We start from the raw sequence: 16,557 nt of genomic DNA on the forward strand, positions 1-16,557 counted from the left end.
TCAAACTTGAGCCCGTTAAAGGCTCGCCTTCGAGGCAACCGTTCAAGCTTACCCGGTCGTTTTCGCTGCGCAAAGTTGAACCCTTGCGAGCAACGCCCAAGTGTCTTTCTCGTTAGACGAGAGGTGGCTCTAGCAGAACCGGCCTACGATCACTTTCGTGATCGGACCGCCCGGCTCCCTGCTGGCTTAGCCACTCTACCCGGCCGGCTTCGCGACCGCAAATCCAATTTCTTGGATCTTTTGTCGCACCACCCGGTGCTGAGGTCGAGCATAACTCGCTCTTAGCTGCCTTCGTGCCAGCTTCTGGATTGTCGCTTTCGCGTCGTTCCGTACCGCTTTCCCGCTTGCAGAGAGAAAGTTACGCGAACCATGGGTGCCACCGCAAATCGACGATCATGACCGCCTTGAGCGGCGAGCCTGCACACGGCGAAGCCATCCCATGACAGAGTGGGTTCATGGCCACTCCCCCGGCGCTGGCGACCGATGCGGTCCTGAGCCTGATCGCCCCGCTCTGGCAGTGGGTGATCGGCCTACTTGTGCTGGTCACGGTCGTGTTGTCGATTCGGAAGCTGCTGATGCGGGGCCCCTCCCGGATGGGCGGGGCCCTTCTCATGGTCGGCGGAGCGGTGGTCGCGCTTACTGCTCTGACCTACCTGATCGAAACTCTGTGACGCCGGATACAAAAACCTGGTAACACGCTCACATCCGGCGGTTGGCCAGGCTCGGAACTTCAGTGCGGATCTTGTCGAGACGGTCCAAGTCCAGGTCGGCGAAGGTGACGCCGGCGGTGTCCGGGGCCTGGGCGAGCACGGTTCCCCACGGGTCGACGACCATGCTGCGGCCGAAACACGTGCGATCCGGGTCGTGGTCACCGATCTGCCCGGCCGCCAGGACGTAACACTGGTTCTCGATCGCACGGGCGCGCAGCAGCACCTCCCAGTGATCCCGCCCGGTATGCAGCATGAACGCCGCCGGCACCACGAGGATCTTCGCTCCGGCGATGGCGAGACTCCGGTACAGCTCGGGGAAGCGCAGGTCGTAACAGATGCTCAGCCCGACCGGCACACCGTCGACGTCGGCGACAACCGTCTGATCCCCCGGTGCCACGGTGCGCGACTCCTGGTAGGAGACCCGGCCCGCTATCTCCACGTCGTACAGATGGATCTTGCGGTAGACCGCGGCCCGCTCGCCGTCCGGTGCGAAGACCAGTGTGGTGTTGAAGGTCCGGCCGGTGTCGGGGCCGGTCTCGTGGAACGAGCCGGCGTGGATCCAGAGGCCGAGCTCGCGCGCGGCGCCGGCGAAGAAGTCGGCGAACTCGCCGTCCACCGGCTCGGGCTCGGGGGCGTCGGCGGACCGGCCGAGAAAGTCGACGTACTCCGGGAGGACCGCGAACGTCGCACCACCGGCGGCAGCACGTTCGAGGAGTCCCCGGGCCACGGCGAGGTTGTGGGCACGGTCTTCGCGTGAGTTCAACTGGCAGACGGCGACGCGCATGAATCGAGCGTACGGCCATCGAAGGTGTTCCGGGGGTCTCACCAACCCTCCGGAAACAGCACTGCCGCCACCCGGTGCGGGTGGCGGCAGTCAGCGAACTCGGTGGGGAAAGCCCGATGTCAGGCGGACTTCTCCTCGCGCTCGGGACGACGGCGCCGGCCGACGAACTCGCGCGGGACGATCGTGGGAATCACGTTCTCCACGACGACCTCCCGGGTGATCAGCACTCGCGCGGCGTCGGGGTTGCTGGGCACCTCGAACATCACGTTCTGCAGGACCTCTTCCATGATCGCCCGGAGACCGCGGGCGCCGGTGCCCCGGAGCATGGCCTGATCGGCGATCGCCTCCAGCGCGCCCTCGTCGAACTCCAGCTCGACGCCGTCGAGCTCGAAGAGTCGCTGGTACTGCTTGACGTACGCGTTCCGTGGCTCGGTGAGGATCTTGATGAGCGCTTCGCGATCCAGATTCCGAACGGTCGTGATGACCGGGAGCCGGCCGATGAACTCGGGGATCAAACCGAATTTGAGCATGTCCTCCGGCATCACCTTGCCGAAGATGTCATCGGTGTTCCGCTCGGATATCGACCGGAGACGCGCGCCGAACCCGACGCCGCTCTGCCCGACCCGCTGCTCGATGATCCGGTCCAGGCCGGCGAACGCCCCACCCACGATGAAGAGCACGTTGGTGGTGTCGATCTGGATGAACTCCTGGTGCGGGTGCTTCCGGCCGCCCTGGGGCGGAACGTTGGCGACCGTGCCCTCGAGGATTTTCAGCAGAGCCTGCTGGACACCCTCGCCCGAGACGTCCCGGGTGATCGACGGGTTCTCGCTCTTGCGGGCGATCTTGTCGACCTCGTCGATGTAGATGATGCCCTGCTCGGCGCGCTTGACGTCGTAGTCGGCGGCCTGGATCAGCTTGAGCAGGATGTTCTCGACGTCCTCGCCGACGTAGCCCGCCTCGGTCAGTGCCGTGGCGTCCGCGATCGCGAAGGGGACGTTGAGCATCCGGGCCAGGGTCTGGGCCAGATGTGTCTTACCGCAGCCCGTGGGGCCGATCAGCATGATGTTGGACTTGGCCACCTCGACGTCGCTGCCCCCACCGGGTGCGCCGTTCGATTCGGCCTGGATCCGCTTGTAGTGGTTGTAGACCGCGACGGAGAGGGCCTTCTTCGCCTGTTCCTGGCCCACCACGTAGTTGTCCAGGAATTGGCAGATCTCCATCGGCTTGGGAAGCTCTTCCCACTTCACCTCGCCGGTCTCAGCCAGCTCTTCTTCGATGATCTCGTTGCAGAGGTCGATGCACTCGTCGCAGATGTAGACCCCAGGGCCCGCGATGAGTTTCTTGACCTGCTTCTGCGACTTCCCACAGAAGGAGCACTTGAGTAGGTCGCCACCGTCGCCGATCCGTGCCACCTACGTTCTCCCTGCGTTCAATGGGCCGGCCGTCGACCGGTCCTGGTGCGAGGACGGAATGCCTCGTTGCCATCTATCGTCCGCCGACCCGCGTAGCTGAGGCTGCAGACTCGACGTTACCCGCAAAGGGGCAGATCTCCGACCCCCCAAAACGGGCGTGTCAGGGGTCGGTCAGTCTAGCGCCTGCCGACCGGACCCCTGACACCACGGACTCGACGTCAGACGCCGGCCGTCTGCAGGCTCTTCTTGCGCGTGGCCAGGACGACGTCGACCAGACCGTACTCCTTGGCCTCGGCCGCGGTCATGATCTTGTCGCGGTCGATGTCCTTGCGGACCTTCTCGATCGGCTGGGTGGAGTGGTGCGAGAGCATCTCCTCCAGCTGCGTGCGCATGCGCATGATTTCGCGCGCCTGGATCTCGATGTCCGACCCCTGGCCGTAACCACCCTCGGTGGCCGGCTGGTGGATGATGATCCGCGAGTGCGGGAGCGCCATCCGCTTACCGGGGGTACCACCGGCGAGGAGCACCGCCGCGGCGCTGGCCGCCTGGCCCAGGCAGACCGTGCTGATGTCGGGCCGCACGTACTGCATGGTGTCGTAGATGGCGGTCATCGCGGTGAACGAGCCACCGGGCGAGTTGATGTACATCAGGATGTCGCGGTCCGGGTCGGTGCTCTCCAGCGTCAGCAGCTGGGCCATCACGTCGTTGGCCGACGCGTCGTCCACCTGCACGCCGAGGAAGATGATCCGGTCCTCGAACATCTTGTTGTACGGGTTCGACTCCTTGATACCCCACGAGGTGCGCTCGGAGAACGAGGGCAGCACGTAGCGGTTGTGCACCGGAGCGAACCCGGGAGGCATGGAGAGGTCGGTCATGGTTCAGCTCCTCAGTTCAGCGTTCCGGCACCGTCCGGGACCTGCGTGGCCCCGGTGATCACCTTGTCGATGAAGCCATAGTCCTTCGCCTGCTCGGCCGTGAACCAGCGGTCCCGGTCGAAGTCGGCGGCGATCTGCTCCTGCGTCTGGCCCGTGTGGTGGGCGATCCGCTCCTGGAACATGCGCTTGGTGTGCAGCATCTGCTCGGCCTGGATGGCGATGTCGGCGGCGGTGCCACCCATGCCACCGGACGGCTGATGCATCATGATGCGGGCGTGCGGCAGGGCGAAACGCTTGCCCGGCGTGCCGGCACAGAGCAGGAACTGCCCCATCGACGCGGCCATGCCCATCGCGACGGTCTGCACGTCGTTGTCGATGAACTGCATCGTGTCGTAAATGGCCATACCCGAGTAGACAGAGCCGCCCGGGGAGTTGATCCAGAGGTGGATGTCAGCCTCGGGGTCTTCGGCGGAGAGCAGCAGCAGCTGGGCGCAGATGCGGTTGGCACTCGCATCGGTCACCTCGCTGCCGAGGAAGATGATCCGCTCCCGCAGCAGGCGATTGAAGACCGAGTCGTCGAGGTTGCCACTCAGGGTGTCACCGCCACCGCGCCGCGACGCGGGCCCGGTGGGGATGTGGAGATCGGTCATGGCAGCCCTTCACAGCTTGCTGTGTCGGCCGAGGGTCCGGCCGGCAGGTTGTCCGTCGTACGACCAACCTAACTGGTCGAATGCTCATCAGCTTCCCGCTCGGGCAGGTGTTCGCTGACAGCGCATCGCTCAGCCGTACCCGAAAACGACAACGGCCACCGCGCACCGGAACCGGTGCGCGGTGGCCGTTCTGAAGCTATGGATCAGTGGTTGTGACCGGCGTGCTCGTCGGCCTCACGCAGGTCGTCCAGCGAGAGCGTGTTGTCCTCGGTGTCCTTCATCGTGACCTGCTCCATGACGGACGCGAGGGCCTTGCCCCGGCGCACGTCGCCGAAGACGGAGGCCGCGGAGCCCGAGCGGACCAGCTGGTCGTAGTACTGCTGCGGCTGCATCTGGGCCCGCTGCGCCCGGTGCACGATCTCGTGACCGAACTCGTCGTCGGTGACCTGGACGTCCTCGGCGTCGGCGATGGTGTCCAGCAGCAGCTGGATCCGGACGCCTTCCTGAGCGGCCTCGGTCAGCTCCTGGTCGATCTGCTCCTCGGTCTTGTCCTCCGAGGCCAGGTAGTCGGCCAGGGTGGCGCCGATGCGCTCGAGCTGGTCGGTCATGGCCTGCTTGCGGCCCTCGACCTCGTCCTTCACGACACCCTCGGGCGCCGGGATGTTCGCCGTCTCGACGAGCTGCTTGAGGGCCTCGTCACGAGCCGCGTAGATCTGCTCGACCTTCTTCGCCCGGGTGAGGCGGGTGCGCAGGTCGTCCTTGAGCTCGTCGAGGGTGTCGAACTCGCTCGCCAGCTGGGCGAACTCGTCGTCGATCTCGGGGAGCTGCTTGTCCTTGACGGTCCGGACCGCGACCTTCACCTCGGCGTCCTGACCGGCGAAGTCGCCGCCGACCAGCTGGGTGGTGAAGTTCGCCTCCTCGCCGGCGGACAGGCCGACGAGCACCTCGTCGAGGCCGGGGAGCAGCTGCTTGCTGCCGACCTCGTGGGAGATGTTGGTGGCGGAACCACCCGGGACGTCCGCCCCGTCGACGGTCGCGTTCAGGTCGAGCTGGACGTAGTCGCCCTCCGCAGCGGCGCGCTCGACCGTCTTCAGGGTGGCGAAGCGCTCGCGCAGGCCGTTGATCTGCTCATCGATCTCGCTGTCACCGATCTCGACGGCCGGAACCGTGACGGTGATCTCGGAGAGGTCCGGGACGGTGATCTCCGGGCGGACGTCGACCTCGGCCGTGAACTTCAGCGGCGCGTTGTCGGCGAACTCGGTGATCTCGACCTCGGGACGGCCGAGGGTCTTGACGTCGTGCTCCTGGACCGCGGCGAGGATCTGCTGCGGGATCGCCTCCTGGACGGCCTCGTTCAGCACGGCGCCACGGCCGACACGCTGGTCGATCACGGCCGACGGAACCTTGCCCTTGCGGAAGCCCGGCACCTGAACCTGCGCGCCGATCTCCCGGTACGCCTTCTGCAGGCTCGGCTTGAGCTCCTCGAACGGCACCTCGATAGCGAGCTTCACCCGGGTCGGGCTCAGAGTCTCGACGGTGCTCTTCACAGGCGTACTCCTAGTTGCTGCGGATAGTTGATAGTCAGTCGGGGTGGCGGGATTTGAACCCACGGCCCCTCGCTCCCAAAGCGAGTGCGCTACCAAGCTGCGCCACACCCCGTGGCGTCGGCCAGTGTATGCGGTCGGCTCGCCTGCGTGTGCGCTGGAGTCACCTGCTGGGGAATCCGGTTCGCGCGGACGGGAGATGATTCAGTAAGATGTACACGAGCCCGGAGGTTTCCAGGGCTCACGCGGGCGTAGCTCAATGGTAGAGCCTCAGTCTTCCAAACTGATTACGCGAGTTCGATTCTCGTCGCCCGCTCCGAGTGCAACGGCCCAGGTCAGACCGGATTTCCGGGACCTGGGCCGGTTGCGTTTCACCCACTAGTGGATCTTGGGCGGGGCGATCTCGCGGGACGGTCACCGCGTGGGCTGCCGGCCGGTCGACGGTTCCGGACGATCGCGCGGCGCGGCCGGCGACTCCGGCACGGATCGCGGTTCGGCCGACCGCATCACCGCGCGAGGCATCACGCCGGCGGCCTTTCCCGCGGCGTAGCGACGCTCGACACCGGGAAACACCAGGACAGTGATCAACGCCATAGTTCGGTCACTCGTCGGGGTCGTCCCGGCTGGCCGTCACGTGGTCGCGGATCTTCACGAAGGTCGACATGCTGTTCCAGGGGGCGCGGGTGATCCAGTCCTCCCCGATCACGTCGAGGATGTTGCCGGCCTGGTTGATCTGGCCGCCCAGGGCGAGGGTGTAGGCGAACGTGTTCCAGACGATCGGAGTCAGCAGGCTCTCCTGGTAGTCGGCATGGAAGACGGACTGCTGGGAGGCATCCCAGATCTCGTCGATCACCTCGTCCTGCTGCAGGTATTCCTGCAGTTCGGTGCCGTTCCTGCCCTGGGCGTGCTCGATGTGTGCCAGCGGGACGAGCACCGGGATGTGGGTGCCGGGGCAGGCCGCGGACCGGGTCCTGGCGAAGTCGAACATCTCCTCGGCACTGCCGCTCCACTTGCGCATCAGGCCTTCCAGCATCTGCCGGTGTCCGGAGTAGTGGGTGGGGTCGGCCGCGATCAGCCCGTCGAACCGCCGCCGGAGTTCCTCCTTCGGCAACTGCCGGGCACGGCCCAGGGTGATCAGGTAGCGCCAGGCCTCGGCAGAACCCGGATCCCGTTCGACGACCTCGTCGAGACAGTCCTCCGCCTTCCTCAGACGGTTGAACCACACGCTCCAGGCATCCTCACTGACCGTGTCCGAACCGCCTGAACCGCGGGCCTCCCAGGCCCAGGAGACGTAGCGGGCACCGCGGATCAGGAGCGGCAGTGTCGAGCCGGGTTCGGCGCGGACCGGGCCGTCGATCCACTCCTCCACCGAAGCGCAGCCGGCGGCGACGGTGACGTAGTAGGAATGCTCCTCGGGCGCCGCCGCGGTGAAGATCTCGCGGGCAGTCTCCCAGTCCCGCGCCAACAGGGCTTCTTCCAGGCGTTCAGCCTCCGGATCGCCCAGGTGTCGGCAAAATTCGGGGGTATCGGGGGCGGCTGCGCCGCGCTTCTTGAATGGCCACACGGAGCGGAGCCTAGATCCGGCGGGCAAAGATCGAAAGATCCACAACCATTTGCCGGTACGGCTACCGAACGTTGTCCACAGGGGCGCACCCCAGCTTGACACGTGACCGAATGGTCACCTAACTTAGCGTCATGACGGACGACGATCGGGTGTTCAAGGCGCTGGCCGCCCCGAGCCGCCGTTTCCTGCTCGATCTGCTCTTCGCCCGGGACGGCCGCACCCAGACGGAGATGGAGAGCGAGCTGGAGATGACGCGGTTCGGTGTCGCCAAGCACCTGAAAGTGCTCGAGGAGGCGGGTCTCGTCGTCGTGCGCCGTTCCGGCCGGGAGAAGTTGCACTACCTCAATCCGGTGCCGATCCGGCAGATCCACGATCGGTGGATCGACAAGTACACCGAGAAACACGTGGCCACACTCATCGATCTCAAGCGCACGCTGGAGGAAGAGTCATGAGCGACACCCAGGTCTTCCGCATCTGGCTCAAGGCATCGGCCGAGAAGGTGTGGACGGCTCTCACCGACCCGGAATGGACCGCGAAGTACGCGTACGCCGCGCCCCAGTTCTACGAGCTGAAGAAGGGTGGCCGGCTCTACTCGACGGCCACCCCCGAGATGAGGGACTACGCGGCCGCCAATGGTTTCGAGGTGCCGGACACCATCCTGGACGGTGAGGTGCTCGAGTCCGACCCGCCCCGCCGCTTGGTGCAGACCTGGCGGATGCTGATGGATCCGACGACCGCAGCCGAGCCGTACACGATGCTCACCTACGAGATCGAGGAGTCGAGTCCCGGGGTTCAGCGCGTCACCATCACCCACGAGACACCAGGCGCCCCAGCCACCGCCGCGATGATCCGCGGCAACGAGAACGCCGGCGCCGAGGGCGGCGGCGGATGGGCCTGGGTCCTCAGCGACCTCAAGTCGCTGCTGGAGACCGGCAAGATCCTCACCGAGGCGTAATAGCCCCCACGGGCCGCATTCGGTTGGTCGCCCCCGTTCGGGGAATGCCGGAAGTAATTCCCGTTCCCCGATCAGGAGGCGATTCCGTGAATCCCGTCGACCTTTACCCGAAGCCCGAACTCGACGGTGGCGACCTGCAGCCACCCGGTCTCACCTCGGACATGCCGGACCGGCCGGACCACGGGGAGGAGACCTACCGGGGCAGCGGGCGGCTGACCGGGCGAAAAGCGGTGATCACCGGAGGCGACTCGGGGATCGGGCGGGCGGTGGCCATCGCGTATGCGCGGGAGGGCGCCGACGTGCTGATCTCGTACCTGCCGGAGGAGGAGTCCGACGCGGCCGACACGGCTCAGTGGATCGAGAAGGCCGGGCGCAAGGCGGTGCGGGTTCCGGGAGACATCCGGGACGAGGCGCACTGCCGGGCGATCATCGACCGGGCGCAGGCCGAACTCGGCGGGATCGACATCCTGGTGAACAACGCCGCCTACCAGATGGCCCAGCCGGGTGGGATCACCGACATCACCGACGAGCAGTTCGACCGGGTCATGAAAACCAACCTGTACGCGATGTTCTGGCTGTGCCGGGCCGCGGTGCCGCACCTGCCACCGGGGGCAGCGATCATCAACACCGCTTCGATCCAGGCCTACCTGTCGTCGAGTGCGCTGCTCGACTACGCCACCACCAAGGGCGGCATCGTCGCGTTCACCAAGGCGCTCGCCGAGGACCTGGCCGAGAAAGGGGTACGGGTCAACGCGGTGGCGCCCGGACCCATCTGGACGCCGCTCATTCCGGCGACCATGCCGGAGAAGAAGGTGAAGTCGTTCGGCGGCGACACCCCGATCGGGCGCGCGGGGCAACCTGCCGAACTGGCCGCCGCCTACGTCTACTTCGCGAGCCACGAGTCCAGTTACACCACCGGTGAGGTGCTCGGGATCACCGGTGGGAAGCCGGTCAGCTAGGGCCGGCTTCGCGGGCTCGGGCCGGCCCTCCGGGGCCGGTCCACCCTCGTGGGCTCGCGCGGGCTCACGCAGAGTCGCGCGGGGTCGCCTCGCGGGCTCGGACGGGATCACGCGGGGTCGCCTCGCGGGCGCGGACGGGGGTTGCCCTCGCCGGCCGCTCCGGGCGCCGACGTCGCTCCAGGCCCGTGGCGGGTCGTGCGGTCTGGCGGTCGTTCGCCCGCCTGGCAGCCGTTTGCCCGCCAGGCAACCAGTTTGTGCGCCAGGCAACCGTTCGCCTGCCAGGCAACCCGTTTGTGCGGCAGGCGACCGGTTTGTGCGCCAGGCGACCGGTTCGTGCATTGGATGACCGGTTCGCGCATCGGGTGACCGGTTCTGTTCGCCAGGTGACCTTTTCGAACGGCCGGGTGACCCTTTCGTGCGGCCAGGTAACCGTTCGTGCGCCGCGTGACCCTTCGTGCGGCTGAGTGATCAGAAGCTGCCGGTCACCCAGTTGACGACTCGCATTACCCACTCGGTCTGGCGGAGGAAGGCGAAGCCGACACCGGCCAGGAAGAGGCCGGCGACCACGTGGGCGCCACGGGCGGTGTGCCGGCGACGGCCCATCCGCTGCTCCAGCACCAGACGGCCGACCAGGCGGGCCAGACCGAACACGCCGGCGGCGACCAGAAGGGTGACCACGAAGATGATGAACGAGCTGAACAGGTCACCGTCCGACGACAGCGCCCAGATGCCCCAGCAGACGAAGGCGAACAGGGCCGCCGCGCTGCTCCACTCGCCGCCCCGGCGCAGATCGCTGATCCGCGCGCTCAGACTGCGCGGCGGCTCGTGATGCTCCTCGTCGGGCCAGCCGGTGCCGGTCGGCTCGTGCTGGGTGGTGAACTGGCCGGTGAACTGCTGAGTCCGCTGGGTGACCCGGGCCCGGCCCTTGCTGAACGGGGACTGGTCGGCCTGCTCCGGCTGCTGCGGACCGGCCGGCGCGGTGCCGGTCGGTGCGCTGCCGGAGGAGGTGCTCCCGGCCTGGGCGGACTCGGACGGCGTGGATCCGAACGCGGTGGTCTTCGGCGCGGACGAGCCCGGGTCGGGCCGGCCGGGCGAAGTCGCGTCCGGAGCCATGTTGCTGGTCGGCTGGTCGGCCCACGGGTCTTGCGGTGGCATGTCGAGCGTCCGCTCGGACCACTGCGGTTGCTCCGGCATGGTTCCCCTTTCAACATGCGGCCGGTGCCCCGGCCGCCCTTCGAGCGTAGCGAGCGAACAAATCAGTCGCCGCAGCACACGCGGTCCGTTACACACAAGCCATGAAGGAAGAGATACGACTCCGCCCCGGCAGTGCCGACGACTTCCCGGCGATCTGCGATCTGCTCGGCACGGTATTCCACGAGGACTACTCCGGCGAGTTGAAGGAGTGGGAGGCGGGGATCTTCGAAGCCGACCGGTCGCTGGTCGCCGAGGACGCCGGGCAGGTGGTGGGCCATACCGTCGCCTTCACCCGGGATCTGACGGTGCCCGGGGCGGTCGTGCCCACCGCCCATGTGTCCGGGGTGGGGGTGCTGCCCACCCATCGGCGCCGCGGTCTGCTCACCCGGATGATGCACCGCCAGCTGCGGGAGATCGCCGACGCCGGGCGGGAACCGATCGCCGCCCTCTGGGCCACCGAGACCTCGATCTATCCGAGGTTCGGGTACGGGCCGGCCGCCTCCCGGCTGTTCCTCGACATCATGAATCGTGAGGTCCGCCTGCCCGCCCCGCCGGCCGAGCCGTCCGGCCGACTGCGGCTGATCGATCCGGTCGCCGAACTGGCCGAACTCAGCAAGATCCACGAGCAGTTGCGGCCGGAACGAATCGGCTGGTCGAACCGGGACGAGCGATGGTGGAACTATCACCTCGCCGATCTGAGCTCGCTGCGGGACGGCGCCACCAAACAGAGCGCGGTTCTGTACGAAGGTCCCGACGGGGCCACCGGGTACGCGCTGTGGCGGGTCAAGGGCGGGTGGACCAACCACGGGCCGAACGGGGAGGTCGTCGTCCGGGAGGTCGTCGCCGCCGATCCGGAGACCTATCTGGCGCTGTGGCGGTTCCTGCTCGGCATCGACCTGGCCCGCCGGGTGTCGGCCCGGCTCTCCGCCCTCGACGAACCCCTGCTCTACCTGGTCGACGAGCCCCGGCGGCTCGGGCCCACCCTGGTCGATTCGCTGTTCGTGCGCCTGGTCGACGTGCCGAAAGCTCTTTCCGCCCGCCGGTACGCCACGGCGGTCGACGTGGTCATCGAGGTGACCGATCCGATCCTGACGGAGAACAACGGACGCTGGCGGCTCACCGGCGGCCCGGACGGGGCGGTTTGTGCCCGGACCGAGGATTCGGCCGACCTGGTCTGCTCGGTGACCGAACTGGGCGCCGCCTACCTGGGCGCCACCTCGATCGCCGGACTGGCCGCCGCGGGCCGGGTCCGCCAGCTGACCGGAAACGATCCGACCATCGCCTTCAGCTGGCACCGAAAGCCGTCCCCCACCGAGGTTTTCTGACCCCCACGGGCCACAGGGCGAGGCGGATCGGCTCCCTCCAGACGTGGGGAGTGATGGTTCTGCGGCGGCACGTCATCTCAGGAGGCAAACCGGCTCGCTTGGTGAGGCAGGGCGGCTCGCTTGGTGAGGCAGGGCGGCTCGCTTGGTGAGGCAGGGCGGCTAGCTTGGTGAGGCGGAGCGGCTCGCTTGGTGAGTTGGCGGGATTCGCTGAACCGAGCAGGAGCGCTGGTGCCTGGTGCGCGGCGCCGAGCGGAGGCGGCGGCTCGAGAGCGCGGGGAGCCGGGCACGGCGGCAGTGTGGAGGTGTTCGGGGGCGGGTGTGGCGGCGGTAACGTCGGCATCATGGACCAGCCCGAACGCCGTCGTCGTCGTGTGCGCCCTCCGTCCGGTGGGACGCCCGCGCCGCCCGCGGCTCCGGCGGTCCCGTCACCACCGCCGGGATCGGGCCCCGCGCCGACATCCGATCCGGCGACAGACACCCCGGTTCCCGGACCAGGGAAGGCACCGACTCCAGGACCGGCGACCACGCCAATTCCTGGCTCGGCGGCCACGCCGGTTCCTGGCCCAGCGACCACGCCGGCACCCAAGCCGGCATCTCCGCCGGTGCCCGGCCCCCCGGCGGTTCCCGTTCCCGGGCCTCCGCCGACCCCGGTTCCTGGACCTCCTTCGCCGGCCCCCGTTCCTGGACCCTCGCCGGCCCCCGTTCCCGGGCCTCCGGCGGCGCCGAGTCCTGGGTCGGCGGCATCCCCCGTGCCCGGACCAGGGGCGGCTCGGGTTCCCGGACCGGGGGCGACTCCCGGACCGGGGGCGACTCCCGGATCAGGGACGACTCCCGGATCGGTGACGGCTCTTGGGGCGACGACGACTCCGGTGCCCGGACCGGGGGTAGCTCCGGTTCCCGGACCGGGGACGTTTCCCGGACCGGGGGCAGTTCCCGGACCGACGGCGATTCCCGGACCGACGGCGATTCCCGGACCGACGGCGATTCCCGGACCGACGGCGATTCCTGGACCTGGGGTAGTTCCGGGGCCTGGGACGGCTCCGGGGACTGGGACGGCTCCGGTTCCGGTTCCGGGGCCTCCTATCGGGGCTGGGGCCGAGGCTGAGGCGTCGCGGCCGGCGCGGGCGAATCATCCGCGGCGGTCGAACGGGTCCTCCGGTGGGGACGACCGGGAGAACGAGCGTGGGCTGCGTGGGCTGGTGGGTTCCGGATCGTCGCAGGTGAGCGTGGGTGCGGCGCTGCGTGCCCGGGACGCTTCGCGGCCGTCGGACGACGATCTCGCCGAAGCGGAACGCAGCCTGACGATCGTGCGCCGCAACTGGCTGCCCCGCGAGGAACTCCCCCGACGCTGAGCCCACGGGGAGTCACCCAGCACGAAGAGCCTGCACGAATATCGGGAGCGCGGTGGCGGTGGAGGCGATTCCCGGCCGAGAGCAGGCCTCCTGAGCGGAACCGGAGTGAGCGAGCTACTGGCCCCGGAAGCGGCGGGCCGAAGCGAATGCCGACCGCGGCGGGCTGAAAGCGGCCGGCCGAAAGCGAATGCCAGAAGCGGCGGGCCGGCAGTGAGTTCCAAAGGCGGGCCGGAACCGATCACCAAGAGCGCGGCTGGAACCGAACGCCGGAGCGATGAGCGGAACCGAGCATCGGAAGCGATGGGTGGAACCGAACGCCGGGAGCGGTGGGTGGGAAAAGCCGGCCGTCGGTGGGACGGCCGGCCGGGAGTGGTGGGTGGGGCTGCGGGTCAGGGGGTGGGGGTGGACTGCGGGAGCTCGGGGAGTTCGCGGGCCACCTCGTAGTCGGCGAGCTGGCTGATGCGGCGGGCGTGGCGGTCGTTTCCGGAGAACGGGGTCGCGATGAACGCCTCGACGAACGCGGTGGCCTCGTCCAGGGTGTGCTGGCGGGCGCCGATCGCGATCACGTTGCTGTCGTTGTGCTGGCGGGCCAGCTCGGCGATCTCGGGCTTCCAGACCAGGGCCGACCGGACGCCGGGGACCTTGTTGGCGGCGATCTGCTCGCCGTTGCCGGAGCCGCCGATGACGATGCCGAGGGAACCCGGGTCGGCGACCACCTTCGCGCCGGTGTGGAAACAGAACGCCGGGTAGTCGTCCTCGGCGTCGTAGACGTGCGGTCCGACGTCCACCACGTCGTGCCCCTGCTTCGCCAGGTGGTTCACGAGATGGTTCTTCAGTTCGAAGCCGGCGTGGTCGGAACCAAGGTAGAGACGCATGTCGGGAAGTCTTTCAGAAGGTCAGGGCCGAACGCAGGGCGGACGCCACCTGATCAGCCGCGGCCCGTGCGGCGTCGATGGTGGCCAGTTTGCGGGCGAAACCGTGGTTCACCCCCATGTAGCGGGTGTGCACCACCGGAACACCCGCGGCGATCAGCGCGTCGGCGTAGTCGGCGCCCTCGTCGCGCAGCGCGTCGTACTCCGCGGTGATCACCAGCGTGGGTGGCATGCCGGACAGGTCGGCGACCGCGAGCGGCGCCACGTCGGGGGTGAGCCGGAGCATCGGATCGGGAACGAACGTCTCCCACGCGAGCCTCATCGACGCCCGGTCCAGGCCGTACTCCCCCAGCTCGTCGTACGACTCGGAGGAGGTCAGCGGGTCCAGGGCCGGGTAGATCAGCACCTGGTAGTCGAGCGGGGTGACCGCGTCCCGCTGGCGCCGGGCGGTGACCGTGGCGATCTGGCCGCCCGCGCTGTCGCCGCCGATCGCGATCCTGGCCGGATCCAGGCCCAGCTCCGTCCCGGACTTCCGCAGGTACCGCAACACGGTCTCAGCGTCGTCCACAGCGGCCGGGAAGACGTGCTCCGGAGCGAGCCGGTACCCCACCGACACCACGGCACAGCCGGACCGCTCGGCGACCCGGCGGCAGAACCGGTCGACCGTCTCGATGCTGCCGTAACACCAGCCGCCGCCGTGCAGGTAGACGAGCACCGGGCCGCCCACCCTGGTGGCGTAGAGACGGCAGGGCACCCCGTCGGCGTCGAAGTCGGCGACCACCGGCAGCGGCAGCGCCGGGCCGGTCTCGGCCTCGTTCGACTCCTCCATCGCGGCCCGCACCCCGAGCAGGCGCTGGTACGGGTCGGCGCTCAGTTCCTCCGAAGACGGCCGCCGCCTCAGCTGGGCGGCGGCCGTGACCTGCGGGTGCAACATCAGTCGATTTCGGCCAGGACCAGGCCGCCACGGGCCTTAGGGGTGAACCAGGTGCTCTTGCGGGGCAGCTTGAGCCGTTCCAGGTTCACTTCGACGAAGTCGTCGACGGTCACCGGCGCGATCATGATCGCCAGCTCGGCGCGGCCGGCGTCGACCTCGCCGCGCAACCACTCGACCGGGTAGTCCCCGCCGATGTAGGAGATCCGCTTGTCGCCCGGGTCGAGACCGAGCGCGTCCCGCAGCAGCACCCGCTCGACCAGGGCGTGATCCAGGTTCTCCACGGTGCTGCCGGCCGGATCGGACGGGAGCCCGATCGCGAACGTGCGGCCCCCCGCGTACACCTCGATCGTCCCTTTCGGGGGAAGCTGCGCGGCGCGCGGCAGCTCGGTGACCGTCGCACCGGCCGCGCGGAGCCGCTCGAGAAGGTCGTCGAGCTCGGCCGGGAGCTCGTTGATCAGGCGGTTGTAGGGCTGGATGAAGACCGAGGCGGGCGTGGTGACGACCGCCAGGAAGCGCTTCAGGTCGCCGGTCTGCGCGGCCAGGCTGCGGTGGTTGCCGTCGGCCACCACCAGCTCACCGCCGCCGGCCAGGGCCAGCAGCTTCTCCTGCTGCTCGCCGGGGCCGAGGGGCCAGATCGCGTGGGTACGCCCGGCGAAGTCCAGGTCCGTCGCGGCGGGCTCACCGGCGGCGTCGATGGCCTCGGCCAGCGCCGCGTGCAGCTCCTCGCCACGACCGGTCTGCAGCAGCAGGACCGGGGAGAGCAGGGTGCCGACCGACTCGGCCAGCGCGACCCGCTCGCGGACCTTGCTGATGAAGACGTCCTCGTTGCGGATGACCAGACCCGGCTCGTCGGCGCTGGTGGAGATCTGCCCGGTCTCCACCGCGCTCCACAGCCCGTAGGCGGGAGCCTCGCCCGGCGCGGATATCCGGTAGAGCACCACGACGTGCTCGGCCTGCCGGTACTTCTCCTCGGCCTGATCGCGCTGCAGTCGGACGACGGCGTCCGGCAGGGACTCGAGGAAGGACTTCCCGAGGGACTCGGGCGCGAGGTGCGGCATCTCGACGGCCAGCGCGCTGTGCGGGTTGGCCTTGATGATGTCGGTGATTTCGGCGTCGTCGGCGAACTCGTCGTAGTTCTGGGCCCCGGTGCCACCGTTGGTGATCCAGGCCCGGCTGATCGGGTGCACGACCGTCATGGCAGGCAACTTACCCGGCCTACCTGATGTACCCACCAACCGGCACGTTCCCTCGTGACCTGCCCAACTGGACGTTCAGGTGCTTGTCGACCGGCAGTTCGGCGGGCCGTGCCGTGACGGTCACCGGAGGAGCGAGCATAATCGCCACGTCAGGGGGCAAATCAGCCCAGATGCCACGCTGAACGCTGATGCTCGTTCCGACCGATGTGCTCTCCGGCATTACCGCCTCCG

Annotated in this window: 16 protein-coding genes and 2 tRNA genes; 7 read left to right on the forward strand and 11 right to left on the reverse strand. The window is 68.4% G+C overall.

Translation table 11 applies throughout. The annotated features are described in order from the left end of the window. Nucleotides 1-455 precede the first annotated feature (455 nt). Entirely contained in the window at nucleotides 456-671 is a 216-nt protein-coding gene (locus Aco03nite_RS20005) for a hypothetical protein (RefSeq protein WP_203796902.1), read from the forward strand. Nucleotides 672-699: 28 nt separating this feature from the next. On the opposite strand, the gene Aco03nite_RS20010 is transcribed toward Aco03nite_RS20005, so the two are convergent. The 6 genes from Aco03nite_RS20010 to Aco03nite_RS20035 all read right to left on the reverse strand — a co-directional run bounded on the left by Aco03nite_RS20010 (nucleotide 700) and on the right by Aco03nite_RS20035 (nucleotide 6,090). Then, nucleotides 700-1,494 (reverse strand): carbon-nitrogen hydrolase family protein, encoded by a 795-nt coding sequence (locus tag Aco03nite_RS20010; RefSeq protein WP_203796903.1) that lies wholly within the window; start codon nucleotides 1,492-1,494, stop codon nucleotides 700-702. A 119-nt stretch (nucleotides 1,495-1,613) separates the two neighbouring features. Beyond that, on the reverse strand, nucleotides 1,614-2,906 hold the full coding sequence (gene clpX / locus Aco03nite_RS20015) for an ATP-dependent Clp protease ATP-binding subunit ClpX (protein WP_203796904.1): 1,293 nt from the start codon (nucleotides 2,904-2,906) through the stop codon (nucleotides 1,614-1,616). 218 nt (nucleotides 2,907-3,124) lie between these two features. Then, the gene (locus tag Aco03nite_RS20020) at nucleotides 3,125-3,781 is read right to left on the reverse strand and encodes an ATP-dependent Clp protease proteolytic subunit (protein WP_203796905.1); all 657 of its coding nucleotides are present in this window, start codon (nucleotides 3,779-3,781) and stop codon (nucleotides 3,125-3,127) included. A gap of 11 nt (nucleotides 3,782-3,792) precedes the next feature. Continuing rightward, a complete protein-coding gene (locus Aco03nite_RS20025; RefSeq protein ID WP_203796906.1) occupies nucleotides 3,793-4,431 on the reverse strand; it encodes a ClpP family protease in 639 nt (212 codons plus the stop codon). 203 nt (nucleotides 4,432-4,634) lie between these two features. Beyond that, nucleotides 4,635-5,978, reverse strand: a complete 1,344-nt coding sequence (gene tig, locus Aco03nite_RS20030; RefSeq protein WP_203796907.1) for a trigger factor — start codon at nucleotides 5,976-5,978, stop codon at nucleotides 4,635-4,637. A 38-nt stretch (nucleotides 5,979-6,016) separates the two neighbouring features. Further along, a tRNA-Pro gene (locus tag Aco03nite_RS20035) sits at nucleotides 6,017-6,090 on the reverse strand. A 130-nt stretch (nucleotides 6,091-6,220) separates the two neighbouring features. Between Aco03nite_RS20035 and Aco03nite_RS20040 the strand changes: the two genes are divergently transcribed. Beyond that, a tRNA-Gly gene (locus tag Aco03nite_RS20040) sits at nucleotides 6,221-6,291 on the forward strand. Nucleotides 6,292-6,576: 285 nt separating this feature from the next. Here the strand turns inward: Aco03nite_RS20040 and Aco03nite_RS20045 are convergent. Then, nucleotides 6,577-7,440 (reverse strand): hypothetical protein, encoded by an 864-nt coding sequence (locus Aco03nite_RS20045; protein ID WP_203796908.1) that lies wholly within the window; start codon nucleotides 7,438-7,440, stop codon nucleotides 6,577-6,579. A 230-nt stretch (nucleotides 7,441-7,670) separates the two neighbouring features. On the opposite strand from Aco03nite_RS20045, the gene Aco03nite_RS20050 reads away from it, so the two are divergent. From Aco03nite_RS20050 to Aco03nite_RS20060, 3 genes are all read left to right on the forward strand, one after another. Beyond that, entirely contained in the window at nucleotides 7,671-7,991 is a 321-nt protein-coding gene (locus tag Aco03nite_RS20050; RefSeq protein ID WP_203796909.1) for an ArsR/SmtB family transcription factor, read from the forward strand. Continuing rightward, on the forward strand, nucleotides 7,988-8,494 hold the full coding sequence (locus Aco03nite_RS20055) for an SRPBCC domain-containing protein (protein ID WP_203796910.1): 507 nt from the start codon (nucleotides 7,988-7,990) through the stop codon (nucleotides 8,492-8,494). Before Aco03nite_RS20050 ends, Aco03nite_RS20055 begins: the two co-directional genes overlap by 4 nt. A gap of 161 nt (nucleotides 8,495-8,655) precedes the next feature. Then, nucleotides 8,656-9,453, forward strand: a complete 798-nt coding sequence (locus tag Aco03nite_RS20060; RefSeq protein ID WP_239145311.1) for an SDR family oxidoreductase — start codon at nucleotides 8,656-8,658, stop codon at nucleotides 9,451-9,453. A gap of 468 nt (nucleotides 9,454-9,921) precedes the next feature. Here the strand turns inward: Aco03nite_RS20060 and Aco03nite_RS20065 are convergent, their stop codons facing one another. Continuing rightward, nucleotides 9,922-10,647 carry a DNA-directed RNA polymerase II gene (locus Aco03nite_RS20065; protein WP_203796912.1) on the reverse strand — a complete coding sequence of 242 codons (726 nt, stop codon included), beginning with the start codon at nucleotides 10,645-10,647 and terminating at the stop codon, nucleotides 9,922-9,924. A 101-nt stretch (nucleotides 10,648-10,748) separates the two neighbouring features. On the opposite strand from Aco03nite_RS20065, the gene Aco03nite_RS20070 reads away from it, so the two are divergent. Further along, nucleotides 10,749-11,972 (forward strand): GNAT family N-acetyltransferase, encoded by a 1,224-nt coding sequence (locus Aco03nite_RS20070; RefSeq protein ID WP_203796913.1) that lies wholly within the window; start codon nucleotides 10,749-10,751, stop codon nucleotides 11,970-11,972. Nucleotides 11,973-12,973: 1,001 nt separating this feature from the next. Continuing rightward, nucleotides 12,974-13,324, forward strand: a complete 351-nt coding sequence (locus Aco03nite_RS54550; RefSeq protein WP_373872619.1) for a hypothetical protein — start codon at nucleotides 12,974-12,976, stop codon at nucleotides 13,322-13,324. A 389-nt stretch (nucleotides 13,325-13,713) separates the two neighbouring features. On the opposite strand, the gene Aco03nite_RS20080 is transcribed toward Aco03nite_RS54550, so the two are convergent. From Aco03nite_RS20080 to Aco03nite_RS20090, 3 genes are read right to left on the reverse strand one after another with little or no spacing between them, the layout of a single operon-like run. After that, nucleotides 13,714-14,199 (reverse strand): ribose-5-phosphate isomerase, encoded by a 486-nt coding sequence (locus tag Aco03nite_RS20080; protein WP_203796914.1) that lies wholly within the window; start codon nucleotides 14,197-14,199, stop codon nucleotides 13,714-13,716. Between the two features lie 13 nt (nucleotides 14,200-14,212). Then, nucleotides 14,213-15,130, reverse strand: a complete 918-nt coding sequence (locus tag Aco03nite_RS20085; protein ID WP_203796915.1) for an alpha/beta hydrolase — start codon at nucleotides 15,128-15,130, stop codon at nucleotides 14,213-14,215. Beyond that, on the reverse strand, nucleotides 15,130-16,326 hold the full coding sequence (locus tag Aco03nite_RS20090; RefSeq protein WP_203796916.1) for a DUF1015 family protein: 1,197 nt from the start codon (nucleotides 16,324-16,326) through the stop codon (nucleotides 15,130-15,132). The genes Aco03nite_RS20085 and Aco03nite_RS20090 overlap by 1 nt, the downstream gene beginning before the upstream one ends. Nucleotides 16,327-16,557: the final 231 nt, after the last annotated feature.

It is taken from the genome of Actinoplanes couchii (genome assembly GCF_016862075.1).
Lineage (GTDB): Bacteria > Actinomycetota > Actinomycetes > Mycobacteriales > Micromonosporaceae > Actinoplanes > Actinoplanes couchii.

What these genes read in the sequence shown, in the direction of transcription:
- Aco03nite_RS20005 (WP_203796902.1), top strand. Translation starts at nt 456, where the DNA reads ATGGCCACTCCCCCGGCGCTGGCGACCGATGCGGTCCTGAGCCTGATC.
- Aco03nite_RS20010 (WP_203796903.1), bottom strand. Translation starts at nt 1,494, where the DNA reads ATGCGCGTCGCCGTCTGCCAGTTGAACTCACGCGAAGACCGTGCCCAC.
- Aco03nite_RS20020 (WP_203796905.1), bottom strand. Translation starts at nt 3,781, where the DNA reads ATGACCGACCTCTCCATGCCTCCCGGGTTCGCTCCGGTGCACAACCGC.
- Aco03nite_RS20025 (WP_203796906.1), bottom strand. Translation starts at nt 4,431, where the DNA reads ATGACCGATCTCCACATCCCCACCGGGCCCGCGTCGCGGCGCGGTGGC.
- Aco03nite_RS20050 (WP_203796909.1), top strand. Translation starts at nt 7,671, where the DNA reads ATGACGGACGACGATCGGGTGTTCAAGGCGCTGGCCGCCCCGAGCCGC.
- Aco03nite_RS20055 (WP_203796910.1), top strand. Translation starts at nt 7,988, where the DNA reads ATGAGCGACACCCAGGTCTTCCGCATCTGGCTCAAGGCATCGGCCGAG.
- Aco03nite_RS20060 (WP_239145311.1), top strand. Translation starts at nt 8,656, where the DNA reads ATGCCGGACCGGCCGGACCACGGGGAGGAGACCTACCGGGGCAGCGGG.
- Aco03nite_RS20065 (WP_203796912.1), bottom strand. Translation starts at nt 10,647, where the DNA reads ATGCCGGAGCAACCGCAGTGGTCCGAGCGGACGCTCGACATGCCACCG.
- Aco03nite_RS20070 (WP_203796913.1), top strand. Translation starts at nt 10,749, where the DNA reads ATGAAGGAAGAGATACGACTCCGCCCCGGCAGTGCCGACGACTTCCCG.
- Aco03nite_RS20080 (WP_203796914.1), bottom strand. Translation starts at nt 14,199, where the DNA reads ATGCGTCTCTACCTTGGTTCCGACCACGCCGGCTTCGAACTGAAGAAC.
- Aco03nite_RS20085 (WP_203796915.1), bottom strand. Translation starts at nt 15,130, where the DNA reads ATGTTGCACCCGCAGGTCACGGCCGCCGCCCAGCTGAGGCGGCGGCCG.
- Aco03nite_RS20090 (WP_203796916.1), bottom strand. Translation starts at nt 16,326, where the DNA reads ATGACGGTCGTGCACCCGATCAGCCGGGCCTGGATCACCAACGGTGGC.